Genomic DNA, 14,154 nt, shown 5'->3' with positions numbered 1-14,154 from the left:
GGCGGTGACCTCCCATGCGCAAGACACAGGCTCCCTCGGGGGCCTTTTTTATTGCCCGAAATACGACTAAACGACGAGCAATCGCCAGATGGCGAACAGTACGGGACCAGACCGATGAGCAGTGGACAGAATGAGCGGCGCGAAATGCCAAGAACTGAAATGCCAAGGAGCGAAATGACGGGCGCCGAAATGGTGGTGCAGGCGCTGAAGGACAACGGCGTCAAGCATGTTTTCGGCTATCCGGGCGGCGCGGTTCTGCCAATCTACGATGAAATCTTCCAGCAGGACGAGGTCGAGCACATCCTCGTCCGCCATGAGCAGGGCGCGGGCCACGCGGCGGAAGGCTATGCGCGCTCGACCGGCAAGGCCGGCGTCATGCTGGTGACCTCGGGGCCGGGCGCCACCAATGCGGTGACGCCGTTGCAGGACGCGCTGATGGATTCGATCCCGCTGGTCTGCCTGACCGGCCAGGTGCCGACTTCGCTGATCGGCTCGGATGCGTTCCAGGAGTGCGACACGGTCGGCATCACGCGGCCCTGCACCAAGCACAACTGGCTGGTGAAGGACGTCAACGAGCTCGCGGCAACGATCCACGAGGCCTTCCATGTGGCAACCACAGGGCGCCCCGGTCCGGTCGTCGTCGACATTCCGAAGGACGTGCAGTTCGCCAGGGGTATCTATGTCCCGCCGCAGACGGCGCCGCGCACCAGCTACCAACCGAAGGTCCAGGGCGATCTGGAAAAGATCAAGGCGGCGGTCGAGCTGTTGGCCGGCGCCAGGAAGCCGATCATCTATTCGGGCGGCGGCGTCATCAATTCCGGCCCGGAGGCGAGCCATCTGCTGCGCGAGCTGGTCGACCTCACCGGCTTTCCCATCACCTCGACGCTGATGGGCCTCGGCGCCTATCCGGCGTCGGGCAAGAACTGGATGGGCATGCTCGGCATGCACGGCACGTATGAAGCGAACATGGCGATGCATGATTGCGACGTCATGCTCTGCATCGGCGCGCGCTTCGACGACCGCATCACCGGGCGGCTGACGGCGTTTTCTCCGAATTCGAAGAAGATCCACATCGACATCGACCCGTCGTCGATCAACAAGAACGTCCACACCGACGTGCCGATCATCGGCGATGTCGGGCGTGTGCTGGAGGATCTGGTGCGGCTGTGGCGGGCAACCGCCAAGGCCGACAAGAAAGCGCTTCACCCGTGGTGGGAGCAGATTGCCAAATGGCGCGCGCGCGATTCGCTCGCCTACAAGATGAACCACGAGGTGATCATGCCGCAATATGCCGTCCAGCGGCTCTATGCGCTGACCAAGGACCTCGACACCTACATCACCACCGAGGTCGGCCAGCATCAGATGTGGGCGGCACAGCACTATCATTTCGAGAAGCCGAACCGCTGGATGACCTCCGGCGGACTGGGCACGATGGGCTACGGCCTGCCGGCGGCACTCGGCGTGCAGATCGCGCACCCGGATGCGCTGGTCATCGATATCGCCGGCGACGCTTCGGTGCAGATGACGATGCAGGAGATGAGCGCAGCGGTGCAGCACGAGGCGCCGATCAAGATCTTCATCCTCAACAACCAGTACATGGGCATGGTGCGGCAATGGCAGCAGCTGCTGCACGGCAACCGGCTGTCGCACTCCTACACCGAGGCGATGCCGGATTTCGTCAAGCTCGCCGAAGCCTATGGCGGCCACGGCATTCGCTGCGACAAGCCGGACGAGCTCGACGACGCCATCAAGGAAATGATAGCGGTCAAGAAGCCCGTCCTGTTCGACTGCCGCGTGGCGACGCTCGCCAACTGCTTCCCGATGATCCCGTCGGGCAAGGCGCATAACGAGATGCTGTTGCCGGACGAGGCGACGGACGAAGCTGTGGCCAACGCTATCGACGCCAAGGGCAGGGAACTGGTGTAGCCTGGTTCAAGGAAGCTGTGCAAAAACAGCAGATTAGCGCAAAAGTTTGAAATCGAGATTCATGTCATGAACGCACAGTTGCAACCGACTGGCTCCGCCTATTTCATCGCCAAGGAGACGGAAAAACCAGAGAACCACACGCTTTCGGTCCTGGTCGACAACGAGCCGGGCGTGCTTGCGCGGGTCATCGGCCTGTTTTCCGGACGTGGCTACAACATCGAGAGCCTGACGGTCTCGGAAACCGAGCACGAAAAGCACCGGTCGCGCATCACAATCGTGACGCGCGGCACGCCGCACGTGCTGGAGCAGATCAAGCACCAGCTCGAGCGCATCGTGCCGGTGCACCGCGTCGTCGATCTCACCGTGCGGTCGCAAGAATTCGGACAGGAGCGGCCATTGGAGCGGGAACTCGCGCTGGTCAAGGTCGCCGGCACCGGCGAAGCCCGCGTCGAGGCGCTCCGGCTCGCCGATGCATTCCGCGCCAGCGTCATCGATGCCAACACCGAGCATTTCATCTTCGAGATCACCGGCAAGGGCTCCAAGCTCGATCAGTTCATCGCCATCATGAAACCGCTCGGGCTAGTTGAAATCTGCCGTACCGGAGTGGCGGCGATGAACCGTGGCCCGCAAGGGATGTAGTCATCCAGCTTGGCTCTATCTCGTCGCTTTGCCACCGATCGCATTGATTAGGGGAACGGCATGACATTCGACGCATTATTCGCCCTGCTGGTCTATGCCTTCGTGACCTCGATCACGCCGGGTCCGAACAATTTCATGCTTTTGGCCTCGGGCGTGAATTTCGGCTTGGTCAAAACCGTGCCACACATGCTCGGCATCGGCTTCGGCTTCCTCGTGCTGTTGCTTGCCGTAGGCTTCGGGCTTGGCGCCGTGTTGACGGCCTTTCCGGTCCTGCATACCGGGTTGAAGATCGCCGGCGGCCTCTACTTGCTTTATCTCGCCTGGAAGATCGCCATGTCGCGCTCGCTCGGCGGCGAAGGCGAGGCGAAGGGCCAGCCGATGCGCTTCATCGAGGCTGCGGCTTTCCAGTGGGTCAATCCCAAAGCCTGGGTGATGGCGATTACAGCCATGGCCGTCTATACGAACCCGGAACGCCCGCTTGTGTCCGTGGTGCGATCGCGGCCGCGTTCGCCGTCGTCATGCTGCCGAGCATTTCGACCTGGGCCGGTTTCGGCATGGCGCTGCGCGGCTTTCTGGCCGGATGCGGTGCGGCTCAAATGGTTCAACATCGCCATGGGCGTGATGCTTGCGGCGACGCTGTGGCCGATGCTGCGTTAGCTGCCGTTCTATTGTGCACTGCACATTAAATCTTCGTAATGACGGGTTTTGGTCCTTTTTCGCCTTCGGCATCCTCTATTATCTGGCAAAAGCGCGGCAAGAGGCTGCGAGTTGAGCTAGACTACGGCCACCGGATAGCGGCGTGTCGGATCGAGAGGCCTTTTGTCGATGCGCGGAAAGATCGTATTAGCGGTGATCGCTGCAGCCTGCGTTGCCGCGGCGTGGCTCTATCTTTCGCCCAGCGCAATGAGCGGTCTTCAGCAGATGCTGTCGGCGAATCAGACGGCGACGGCGGACAAGCCCGCTGCAGCGACAAATGCCGCGCGTACGACTTCGGTGGTTGCCGCCACCGCTACGACGGCCGATTTCCCGGTCCGGCGCTATGCCATCGGCTTTGTGTCCTCTCCTGCCGTGGTCAGCATCAACGCGCGGATATCGAGTCAGATCGTCGCAATCGCAGTCAAGGACGGACAGATGGTGAAGGCCGGCGACCTTCTGTTCTCGCTGGACGATCGCTCGTTGAAGGCACAACTGGCACGCGATCAGGCGACGCTCGCGAAAGACCAGGCGCTGCTTGCCAGCGCCACGGCCGATCTTCAGCGCGCCAAAAATCTCGTCGCCAGGCAGGCCGGAACACAGCAGACCTACGATCAGGCCGTCGCGGCGCAGAAATCCGCCGCGGCCACCGTCGACGCCGACAAGGCAACGATCGATGCGGACCAAATCCAGCTTGGCTTCGCCACGATCAGGGCGCCGATCTCCGGCAGGCTCGGCGCAGTCAGCGTCGCCGTCGGCGATCTCGTTACCACCAGCAACGGCAGCAGCACGTCGACTCCACTGGTGACGATCACGCAGGTCGACCCGCTGCAGGTGAACTTCAATCTCCCCGAAAGCGATCTTGCCTTGCTGCACAAGGCGCTGGCAGCGCCGCAGCAAGGTGCGGTGACGCTGACCAAGGACGGCGACCCGAAGCCGATCGGCGAGGGAACGCTGGATTTCGTCGATTCCAGCGTAGACACGGCGTCCGGCACGATCGCAACGCGGGCCAGTGTGCCCAACGCCGATCTTTCGCTATGGCCGGGCCAATACGTCAACGTCGTGCTCGATGCCGGCATCATGCCACAAATGACGTCCGTTCCGACGGTCGCCGTCCAGCCCAGCCAGAAGGGCCCCTTCGTCTATGTGATCAAGCCGGACAACACCGTTGAAATGCGGCCCGTGCAGGTCGCGCTGACAGAAGGCACCAACACCGCAATTAGCCAAGGATTGAAAAGCGGCGAGCGTGTCGTCGTCGAGGGTCAGACCAAACTGAAGAACGGCGCGGCGGTGCGCGAAGGCAAGGCTTCGACCGGCACCGGCGATCAGGCGGCTCCGAAGGTTGCCGAGGCTGACCGGACGGGCGGAACACAGCCATGATTTCCGAATTCTGCATCCGCAGGCCCGTCGCCACGCTGCTCATGTCGTTCGCCCTGGTTCTGGGCGGGCTATTTGCTTACAAATTCCTGCCGGTCGCGGCGCTGCCAAGCGCCGAATTTCCGGTTGTCAACGTCTCGGCCTCGCTGCCCGGGGCTTCGCCGGAAACCATGGCGACCTCGGTGGCAACGCCTCTGATCAAGCAGTTTGCCACTATCGCAGGCATCGATTCGATCTCGACGACCAACTCGCTCGGCTCGACCTCGATCGCCATTCAGTTCGTGCTCAACCGCGACATCGATGCAGCCGCCGCCGACGTGCAGGCAGCGATCGCACGCACGCAACGACAATTGCCGCCGGAGATGACCAGCCCGCCGAGCTACCGCAAGGTCAATCCAGCCGACGCGCCGATCCTGCTGATGTCGTTGGTCAGCGACACAATTCCGCTGACCGATCTCGACGCGTTTGCCGAGAATGTGATTTCGCCGTCGCTGTCGACGATCGATGGCGTTGCGCAGGTTTCGATATACGGCCAGCAAAAATATGCCGTACGCGTCCAGATCGATCCGACGGCGCTCGCCGCTCGCGGCATCTCGATCGACCAGCTGCAGACGGCCATTGCCTCGGCCAACAGCAACACGCCGCTCGGCGTGCTCAAGAACAACAAACAGCAGCTGACGATCACCGCGAACACGCAGCTGACCGATGCGGCGGGATTCTCCAACATCATCATCGCCACCAAGAACGGCCATCCGGTGCGGCTCGGCGAGGTGACCCGCGTCATCGATTCGGTCGAGACCACGACGACGGCAAGCTGGTACGACGGCACCCGCGCCATCATCATGGCCGTGCAGCGCCAGCCGGATGCCAACACCGTCGATGTCGTCGACCGCGTCAAGGCGATGCTGCCTTCCTTCGAGGGTCAGATGCCTGCGGCGGCGAGCATCCAGTTGCTCAACGACCGCTCGACGTCGATCCGCGAGGCGGTCGACGACGTGCAGTTCACGCTGCTGCTCACCATCGCGCTGGTGGTGATGGTGATCTTCCTGTTCCTGCGCCGGGTAACGGCGACGGTCATCCCGGCCGTGGCGGTGCCGATTTCGCTCATCGCCACGCTGGGCGTGATGTACCTGTTCGGCTTTTCCATCGACAACGTCTCATTGATGGGGCTGACGCTGGCGGTCGGCCTTGTCGTCGACGATGCAATCGTCATGCTCGAAAACATTTTCCGCCATATGGAGGAGGACGGGCTCTCTGCCCTCGAGGCGTCGCTCAAGGGCGCCCGCGAAATCGGCTTCACCATCATCTCGATCTCGATCTCGCTGGTCGCCGTGTTCATTCCGGTGCTTTTGATGGGCGGCGTGATCGGGCGCATCTTCAACGAATTCGCAGTGGTGGTGACGGTCGCCATCCTGGCGTCGATGTTCGTCTCGCTGACGCTGACGCCGATGCTGTGCTCGCGGCTGTTGTCGTTATCGAAGGCCGAGCGGGAAGCAGCGCACGGTGAAGGCCATAGACAAAACGTCTTCATGCAGGGCTATGACAGGCTGCTGACATTCTGCCTGCACCACAATTTCCTTGTCTTCCTTGTCTTCCTGGTGACCGCAGGGCTGTCGGTGTGGCTGATCCAGATCTCGCCGAAGGGCTTCTTCCCGCAGGAGGATATCGGCCAGGTCTCGGTGACGACCATCGCGCGCCAGGACATTTCGTTCGACGCGATGGTGAAGCTGCAGGGGCAAGTGGCGGATGTCTTCACCCATTCGCCCTACGTCGCGCATGTCGGCTGGTCGGCGGGCAGTGGAAACAATGCGCTCAACCAGGGCCAACTGTTTGTGCAGCTGAAAGACAAGGACCACCGACCGAACATCGACAAAGTGCTTACGGACCTGCGGCGCCAGCTGGCCAATGTGCCCGGCATCGAAACCTACATGCAACCGGTGCAGAACCTGCGGCTCGGCGCGCGTTCTTCGGCGAGTGCCTACCAGCTTGCCGTGCAGGGCCTCGATACCGGCCTGACGAACGTCTGGGCGCAAAGGCTGACGGATGCGATGGCCGCCAATCATGCCGCCTTCACCGACGTCACCAATGACCTGCAGAACAACGCGCTACAGGCGACGCTGGTGATCGACCGCGACAAGGCGGCGAACCTCGGTGTCGATACCGACACGTTGCGCTCCAGCCTCTATGGCGGTTTCGGCACCCAGCAGGTGTCGACCATCTTCGGTTCGGCCGACAGCTACGACGTGATCATGGAGCTCGATCCGAAGATCGAGTGGTCGCCCGAGCGGATGCTGGCCATCAAGGTGAGAACGGCGAGCGGCAGCCTGGTGCCGCTCGGCGCGTTCGCCCGCGTCGATCGGACCGCCGGCGCTTTGACCGTCAACCAGCTCGGCCAGCTTCCGGCAGTGACGATCTCCTACAATCTGCCGCAAGGCGTGGCCCTCGGCGACAGCGTGAGCCACATCAACGCGCTGAAGGACAAGATCGGCATGCCGCCGACGATCTCGACCGCCTTCTCGGGCACGGCCAAGACGTTCCAGGATTCGCTTTCCAACCAGGGGCTGCTGATCGGCGGCGCGATCCTGACCATCTATATCGTGCTCGGCATGCTTTATGAGAGCTTCATCCATCCGCTCACCATCCTGACCGGGCTTCCATCGGCGGTGCTGGGCGCACTGGTGGCACTGCGGCTGGCGGGGATGGATCTGTCGGTGATCGCGGTGATCGGCATCCTGATGCTGATCGGCATCGTCAAGAAGAACGGCATCATGATGATCGACGTGGCGCTCGAGCTTAGGCGCGAGGGGATGTCGCCTGTCGAATCCATCCACAAGGCCTGCCTGATGCGCTTCCGGCCGATCATGATGACCACCCTTGCGGCGCTGATGGGTACCATCCCGATCGCGCTCGGCACCGGTGCCAGTGCGGAACTGCGCCAGCCTCTCGGCGTGGCGGTGGTCGGCGGTCTTGTCGCCTCGCAGGCACTGACGCTGTTCGTCACGCCCGTCATCTACGTCTACATGGAGCATTTTTCCGGCTGGCTGGTCAGGCTGTGGGCGCGGCGCCGGGGCGAGCCGAGGCCGGTCGAAGCGGTCGACCAGCCGTCACTGTTCGACGAGGAGGAAGAACCAGTGCCGCAAAAGGCGGCAGCCGAATAGCGCTGGCCCAAGCCGTGGTGCTTGCGGCCGGGGGTCCGCGATCGTAATTTGACGCCATGCCGCATAATCACCACCATGACAACGAGCTTGATCCTTTTGCGGCGCGCGTGCGCGCACTGGAGACGATTCTCACCCGCAAAGGCCTGATCGATCCGGCGGCGATTGATGCCATAGTGGACACCTACGAGACCAAGATCGGGCCGCGCAACGGCGCAAAGGTGGTGGCGAAAGCCTGGGTTGATCCCGCGTTTGCCGCATGGCTGAAGCGTGATGCGACGGCGGCAATCGAATCGCTCGGCTACACCGGCCGGCAAGGCGAGCACATGCAGGCGGTCTTCAACACGGCCGACACGCACAACCTCGTCGTCTGCACGCTATGTTCCTGCTATCCGTGGTCGGTGCTCGGCCTGCCGCCGGTCTGGTACAAGGCGCCGCCCTACCGTTCGCGCGCAGTGATCGATCCGCGCGGCGTGCTCGAGGAATTCGGGCTAATCTTGCCGGCGACGACAACAATCCGGGTGTGGGATTCGACCGCCGAGCTGCGCTATCTGGTGGTGCCTATGCAGCCAAGGGGCACCGAGGGCTGGGATGAGGCACGGCTCGCCGATCTGGTGACGCGCGATGCCATGATCGGCACGGCGTTGGTGCGGGAACCGGCATGAACGGGCCGCAGGATCTCGGCGGTCAGATGGGTTTCGGGCCGGTCGCGCCCGAACCGGACGAACCCTATTTCCATGCCGATTGGGAAAGGCGGGCGCTGGGCGTGACGTTGTGCGCCGGCGCCATGGGCGCCTGGACCATCGACGAGAGTCGGCACGCGCGGGAATCGCTGCATCCAGCGGATTATTATGCCTCCAGCTACTACCAGATATGGATCAAGGCGCTGGAGGTGCTGCTCAAACGCCATGGTTTCGTCAGCGACCGCGACCTGGCTACGGGCGACGCAGTCGACCCGGCAGCGACACCCAAACGGGTGCTGAAGGCTAAGGACGTTCCGGCGGTGCTGGCCAAGGGCGGGCACTGCGACCGGCCTGTCGCCGTGCCTGCGCGGTTCAAGGCGGGCGACCCCGTGCGAACCAGGAACTTTCATCCGACCGGCCACACCAGACTGCCGCGCTATGCACGCGGCAAGCGAGGCGTCGTCGAGGCTGTGCGCGACGGCTTTGTCTTTCCCGACACCAATGCGCACGGCCAGGGCGAAAACCCGCAATGGGTCTATACGGTGTCCTTCACCGGCGGCGAAATCTGGGGCGAGGGCGCCGATCCGACACTTGTCGTGTCGATCGATGCCTGGGAGAGCTACCTTGAGCCGGCGTGAGACGGGCTCAGTCGCCGCCATGCTGCCCGCCGGTGTCGAGGCGCCTGTGTTTGCCGAGCCGTGGCAAGCAGAGGCCTTTGCCATGACGGTAGCACTGCACGACAACGGGCTGTTTTCGTGGAGCGAATGGGCGGATGCTTTGTCGGCAGAGGTGAAGCGGCCGGGCGCCGCGCGCGACGGTCACGATTACTACGAGCACTGGCTGGCAGCGCTGGAAAAGCTGCTTTTGGCCAAGGGCGTTGCCGGAAAGCGCGACGTCGATGCGCTCGCCGCTGCCTGGGAACGCGCCGCGCACGCAACGCCGCATGGCAAGCCGATCCAGCTGGAGAACGATCCACAGCGGGCCGGGTAAGCTGCGGTCGCCTGGCCTTGTTCTCTTTACGTTCCTGTTCGTCACTGATAGCCTGACCCTGTCGCAGCGGCGTGATTGCCGGCGATGAAAATTGATGGTGACGGCAGTCACCTTGTCTTTCCCTCGCGAATCCGGTCTGTCGCGCTGATGGAATTCTCTCCTCAACAGGACGAGGCGCTGAAGGCGGTGGCCGGCTGGCTGAAAGCCGGCAAGCCGCAGCTGTTCCGGCTGTTCGGCTATGCCGGCACCGGCAAGACGACGCTGGCGCGCTATTTCGCCGAGCATGTCGACGGCCAGGTGCAGTTCGCCGCGTTTACGGGCAAGGCGGCGCAGGTGCTGCGTTCCAAGGGCGCGGTCAATGCCCGCACCATCCATTCGCTGATCTACCGGCCGAAAGGCGAGGAATCGGTAGCGGACGAGGTGACCGGCAAGACCTCGATGTCGCCGACCTTTTCGCTTAATCGGCAAAGCCCGATCTCTCGGGCCAAGCTGGTCGTCATCGACGAATGCTCAATGGTCGACGAGCAGCTTGGCCGCGATCTGATGACCTTCGGCACCCCTATCCTGGTGCTCGGCGATCCCGGCCAGTTGCCGCCGATCTCCGGCGGCGGCTTCTTCACCGACCACGAGCCGGACATTCTGCTCACAGAAATCCACCGCCAGGCGCGCGACAACCCGATCATCAGGCTGGCGCTCGACGTGCGCGAGGGCCGCGAATTCATGCGCGGCGACTATGGCGCGGCGCAGGTGATCGGCAAGGAAGACGTCACCCAGGAATTGGTGCTGAAAGCGGACCAGGTGCTGGTCGGCACCAACCGCACGCGCCGCCGTTATAACCAGCGGCTGCGCGAGCTGAAGGGGTTCAACGCCGATTATCCGCAAGCCGGCGACAAGCTGGTCTGTCTGCGCAACGATCCGGCCAAGGGACTGCTCAACGGCTCGCTGTGGAAGGTGATGACCTCGTCGCGCGAGACGGTCAAGCCCGGCATCAATCTGCTGGTTTCGCCGGAGGAAGATGACCCGGATCGCGGCGTCGCCAAGATCAAGCTGCTCAAAGCCGCATTCGAGGATCCCGACGCCGACATTCCCTGGCAGCAGAAGAAGCGCTTCGACGATTTCGATTACGGTTACGCGCTGACCGTGCATAAGGCGCAAGGGTCGCAATGGAATGAGATCGTGCTTTTCGACGAAAGCTGGGCATTCAAGGAAACTCGCCAGCGTTGGCTCTACACCGCGATCACGCGCGCGGCCGAACGGCTGACGATCGTCCGATAGGGCTGTCAGGTCCGTCGTATCAGCGCTGGGCGATCGGTCTGGCGTCAAGCCATTCCCAGGCGGCGGCTTCGTCCTTGGCCTCGAAATGCCGGAGTTCGATAGGCAAAGAGGCAGGCAAAAAGGCTCTTGCCTCCGGTATCCAGTTCGGCTCACCGATCGCCGCGCAGCTGCCGATATGCTCCACGGCATGAGCTATGCCCTGTTCGATCGTCTCGTCCGATACGTCGGCCCAGTCGACACCCTCATGGTCGATCAGGCGCACCAGCACGTCGATCTTCGGATGCAGCGCATAGGCCGCCTCCAGCAATCCGAACAGGTTTTCGGCGTCAGCCGCTGCGACATGGCCGACGACATCGATGGCGAAAAGATCTTCGCGATCGGTGTCGATGCGGCGAACCGCCGGCACGGCCTCGAGAAAATTCAACAGGGAACTCCTTGCGCTCGATTTTCTTCACACACCTTGGAACACCTGAAACCCTCTGTCTGTTCCCGTTAAAGGCGGTATAGATGCGCGCCAAGATCAGCCTGGAGCCGTGCAAATGCCTGCAAAGCTTTCCGTCAACCTCAATGCGATCGCCATGCTGCGCAACCGGCGCGACCTGCCGTGGCCAAGCGTGACCGGGCTCGGACGCATTGCCCTTGCCGCCGGCGCGCATGGGCTCACGGTGCACCCGCGACCCGACGAGCGGCACACCAGGCATTCCGATCTGCCGCAGATCAGGGCGCTGATCGACGACGAGTTCCCGAATGCGGAATTCAACATCGAGGGCTATCCGACCGAGGAGTTCCTGGCGCTTGTGGAAAAGCATCAGCCCGAGCAGGTGACGCTGGTGCCCGACGACCCGGCGCAGGCGACTTCCGACCATGGCTGGAACTTCGCCGCCGAGGCTGCGTTCCTGACACCGGTCGTCAAGCGCCTGAAGAAGGGAGGCTTTCGCGTGTCGCTGTTTTCGGATCCGGATCCCGCTGGCGTGAACGCCGCTCGCGACACCGGCGCCGATCGGATCGAACTCTATACGGGTCCATATGGCAGCTATCATTCCGATTCGGCAAAAGCGGCGAAGGAATTGGAGAAATTGGGAAAGACGGCGGATGCCGCATTGGCCGCAGGGCTCCAGGTCAATGCCGGGCACGACCTTGTGGTGAGCAATTTGCCGGCGCTGGCCAGGCGCATCCCGGCATTGGCCGAAGTGTCGATCGGACATGGGTTGACAGCCGATGCGTTGGAGTATGGCATGGCCGCAACGGTCAGGCGGTTTCTGAAGGCTTGTGGCTGGTAGAGAAAGGCGAGCCGATAGGCCATGCGTTCCCGGCACGGCAGCGCGTCCTTTCCATCCCGCAGCATAGAGCGCCGCACGTCTATGGGAGTGTCGTCCATGGCCCTTGCCCACGCTGGTAGCGAGGCAGAACCCATCGAACAATCCAGCCAGTCCAAGGCCGAGCAGCACAGCACCAGAGTTTTGATGCTGGGCGCGTTGGGCGTGGTTTACGGCGATATCGGCACGAGCCCAATCTACGCGTTTCGGGAAGCGCTGCACGCATCGTCGGGACCGGTAGCGCGCAACGACGTCCTTGGCGTGCTGTCGCTTATCGTCTGGGCGCTGACGATCATCGTCACGATAAAGTACGTCGCTTTCGTGCTCAGAGCCGACAACAAGGGTGAGGGCGGCACGCTGTCGCTGATGGCGCTTGCGCGCAACGCTTATCCAAAGGGAGCCCGGTTCATTCTGGGGATCGGACTTTGCGGCGCGGCGCTGTTTTTCGGCGACGCCATCATAACGCCGGCCATCTCCGTGCTTTCGGCGGTCGAGGGCCTGGAAGTGGTGACCCCGACGCTGGAAACTTATGTTGTTCCGATCACGCTGATCATCCTGGCAATGCTTTTTGCCGTGCAACGCTTTGGCACCGGCAGGGTGGCGGCCGTGTTCGGACCGGTGACGGCAGCGTGGTTCCTGGCGATCGGCGCCGCCGGGGTCTACCATCTGCTGGACGACCCGTCGGTCCTGCTGGCGATCAATCCCTATTACGCCGTCGCTTATCTGGCCAATACGCCTACCGGTGCGTTCGTCACGGTCGGGGCGGTGTTCCTGGCGGTCACCGGGGCCGAAGCCCTCTATGTCGATCTCGGCCATTTCGGGCGCAGGCCGATCGTGCTGGCGTGGTTCTCCGTGGTGTTCCCTTGTCTGCTCCTCAACTATTTCGGACAAGGCGCGTTCGTTCTGGCCAACGGTGGCAAACCCACCAATCCATTCTTCCAGATGCTGCCGGATTGGGCGCTAATGCCCATGGTTGGGCTGGCCACGGCAGCGACGGTGATCGCCAGCCAGGCGGTGATCTCCGGCGCTTTCTCGCTGACGCGGCAGGCGGTGCAGCTCAATCTGCTGCCACGTATCGAGGTGCAGCATACTTCCGAGATGCAATCCGGCCAGATCTACATGCCGCGGGTCAATCTGGTGGTCGCGCTGGGCGTGATGCTGCTGGTGGTCGGCTTTGGCAGTTCGAGTTCGCTGGCTTCCGCCTATGGCATTTCGGTGACTGGCGAAATGCTGATGACAACCATCCTGTTGTTCGTGGTGATGCGGTTCCGGTGGAAATGGCAGCTTGCACTGGCAGCCGCGCTCACACTGCTGTTTGGCACGATCGATACCGGATTTTTCCTTGCAAACGTCGTCAAGATCCTCGAAGGCGGGTGGGTGTCGATCACGGTCGCTTGCGGCATGGGGCTGATCATGTCCACCTGGATCCGCGGCACCCGCTATTTGTTCGACAAGACGCGCCGGAACGAGATCCCGCTGGATTTCCTTGCCGGCAATCTGCTGAAGAAGAAACCGCATCTGGTGTCGGGCACCGCGGTGTTCCTGACCAGCGACCCGCTGAGCGCGCCGACCGCGCTGATGCACAGCCTGAAGCACTACAAGGTGCTGCACGAGCAGAACGTCATCCTTTCGGTGGTGACGGCACCGCAGCCGGTTGTGCCCGACAGCGAGCGCGTCAAGATGGAAATGGTCAACGAGCTGTTCATGCGGGTGACGCTGACCTTCGGCTATATGGAGCAGCCCAATATCCCGCGTGCGCTGGCGATCTGCCGCAAGCAGGGCTGGAAGTTCGACATCATGACGACGTCCTTCTTCCTGTCGCGGCGCTCACTCAAGGCGTCGCCCAATTCCGGCATGCCGGTCTGGCAGGACAAGCTGTTCATCGGGCTGGCGCGCTCGGCGGCCGATGCAACGGAATATTTCCAGATCCCGACCGGACGGGTGGTCGAGATCGGGACGCAGGTGGCTATTTAAAAACGTGTCCGTTGCGACATTCCAGGTGGTCTGCCGATCGGACTGAGTCTGCCAAGTCGTGGAGGACTCGCAATATCGGGACGGAGCCATTACGTGACGGCACTTGATATTGCAGCGCAGCAAGCG

Annotated in this window: 11 protein-coding genes and 1 pseudogene; 11 read left to right on the top strand and 1 reads right to left on the bottom strand. The window is 62.6% G+C overall.

Going from position 1 to position 14,154, the window contains the following annotated elements:
* The first annotated feature begins 174 nt into the window (after nt 1-174).
* From NKI58_RS17165 to NKI58_RS17125, 9 genes and pseudogenes are all read left to right on the top strand, one after another.
* Nucleotides 175-1,926, top strand: coding sequence for an acetolactate synthase 3 large subunit (locus NKI58_RS17165; RefSeq protein WP_352636659.1), 1,752 nt, complete (start codon nt 175-177; stop codon nt 1,924-1,926).
* Nucleotides 1,927-1,992: 66 nt separating this feature from the next.
* Nucleotides 1,993-2,565, top strand: coding sequence for an acetolactate synthase small subunit (gene ilvN / locus NKI58_RS17160; RefSeq protein ID WP_352786719.1), 573 nt, complete (start codon nt 1,993-1,995; stop codon nt 2,563-2,565).
* Between the two features lie 60 nt (nt 2,566-2,625).
* A pseudogene (locus tag NKI58_RS17155) lies at nt 2,626-3,222 on the top strand (LysE family translocator).
* Nucleotides 3,223-3,390: 168 nt separating this feature from the next.
* Nucleotides 3,391-4,638 carry an efflux RND transporter periplasmic adaptor subunit gene (locus NKI58_RS17150; protein WP_352786718.1) on the top strand — a complete coding sequence of 416 codons (1,248 nt, stop codon included), beginning with the start codon at nt 3,391-3,393 and terminating at the stop codon, nt 4,636-4,638.
* Nucleotides 4,635-7,793, top strand: coding sequence for an efflux RND transporter permease subunit (locus NKI58_RS17145; protein WP_352786717.1), 3,159 nt, complete (start codon nt 4,635-4,637; stop codon nt 7,791-7,793). Before NKI58_RS17150 ends, NKI58_RS17145 begins: the two co-directional genes overlap by 4 nt.
* A 56-nt stretch (nt 7,794-7,849) precedes the next feature.
* Entirely contained in the window at nt 7,850-8,455 is a 606-nt protein-coding gene (gene nthA / locus NKI58_RS17140) for a nitrile hydratase subunit alpha (protein ID WP_023676676.1), read from the top strand.
* Entirely contained in the window at nt 8,452-9,111 is a 660-nt protein-coding gene (gene nthB / locus NKI58_RS17135; RefSeq protein ID WP_023676675.1) for a nitrile hydratase subunit beta, read from the top strand. Before nthA ends, nthB begins: the two co-directional genes overlap by 4 nt.
* 19 nt (nt 9,112-9,130) lie before the next feature.
* Nucleotides 9,131-9,463 carry a nitrile hydratase accessory protein gene (locus tag NKI58_RS17130; protein WP_156937343.1) on the top strand — a complete coding sequence of 111 codons (333 nt, stop codon included), beginning with the start codon at nt 9,131-9,133 and terminating at the stop codon, nt 9,461-9,463.
* A 147-nt stretch (nt 9,464-9,610) separates the two neighbouring features.
* The gene (locus tag NKI58_RS17125; RefSeq protein ID WP_023676673.1) at nt 9,611-10,738 is read left to right on the top strand and encodes an ATP-dependent DNA helicase; all 1,128 of its coding nucleotides are present in this window, start codon (nt 9,611-9,613) and stop codon (nt 10,736-10,738) included.
* Between the two features lie 19 nt (nt 10,739-10,757).
* Here the strand turns inward: NKI58_RS17125 and NKI58_RS17120 are convergent, their stop codons facing one another.
* A complete protein-coding gene (locus tag NKI58_RS17120; protein ID WP_023676672.1) occupies nt 10,758-11,162 on the bottom strand; it encodes a SpoIIAA family protein in 405 nt (134 codons plus the stop codon).
* Nucleotides 11,163-11,277: 115 nt separating this feature from the next.
* Between NKI58_RS17120 and NKI58_RS17115 the strand changes: the two genes are divergently transcribed.
* Both NKI58_RS17115 and NKI58_RS17110 read left to right on the top strand, forming a co-directional pair.
* Nucleotides 11,278-12,018, top strand: coding sequence for a pyridoxine 5'-phosphate synthase (locus NKI58_RS17115; protein ID WP_352620197.1), 741 nt, complete (start codon nt 11,278-11,280; stop codon nt 12,016-12,018).
* Nucleotides 12,019-12,114: 96 nt separating this feature from the next.
* The gene (locus NKI58_RS17110) at nt 12,115-14,028 is read left to right on the top strand and encodes a potassium transporter Kup (protein ID WP_352786716.1); all 1,914 of its coding nucleotides are present in this window, start codon (nt 12,115-12,117) and stop codon (nt 14,026-14,028) included.
* Nucleotides 14,029-14,154 lie beyond the last annotated feature (126 nt).

This window comes from Mesorhizobium sp. M0522 (assembly GCF_040321085.1).
Taxonomy (GTDB): Bacteria; Pseudomonadota; Alphaproteobacteria; order Rhizobiales; family Rhizobiaceae; genus Mesorhizobium.
This window is presented reverse-complemented; position numbering and strand designations above follow the sequence as displayed.

Coding starts and splice junctions, on each gene's coding strand:
- nthB (WP_023676675.1), top strand. CDS start 8,452: ATGAACGGGCCGCAGGATCTCGGCGGTCAGATGGGTTTCGGGCCGGTC.
- NKI58_RS17115 (WP_352620197.1), top strand. CDS start 11,278: ATGCCTGCAAAGCTTTCCGTCAACCTCAATGCGATCGCCATGCTGCGC.
- NKI58_RS17165 (WP_352636659.1), top strand. CDS start 175: ATGACGGGCGCCGAAATGGTGGTGCAGGCGCTGAAGGACAACGGCGTC.
- NKI58_RS17125 (WP_023676673.1), top strand. CDS start 9,611: ATGGAATTCTCTCCTCAACAGGACGAGGCGCTGAAGGCGGTGGCCGGC.
- NKI58_RS17145 (WP_352786717.1), top strand. CDS start 4,635: ATGATTTCCGAATTCTGCATCCGCAGGCCCGTCGCCACGCTGCTCATG.
- ilvN (WP_352786719.1), top strand. CDS start 1,993: ATGAACGCACAGTTGCAACCGACTGGCTCCGCCTATTTCATCGCCAAG.
- NKI58_RS17150 (WP_352786718.1), top strand. CDS start 3,391: ATGCGCGGAAAGATCGTATTAGCGGTGATCGCTGCAGCCTGCGTTGCC.
- NKI58_RS17130 (WP_156937343.1), top strand. CDS start 9,131: ATGCTGCCCGCCGGTGTCGAGGCGCCTGTGTTTGCCGAGCCGTGGCAA.
- NKI58_RS17110 (WP_352786716.1), top strand. CDS start 12,115: ATGGCCCTTGCCCACGCTGGTAGCGAGGCAGAACCCATCGAACAATCC.
- nthA (WP_023676676.1), top strand. CDS start 7,850: ATGCCGCATAATCACCACCATGACAACGAGCTTGATCCTTTTGCGGCG.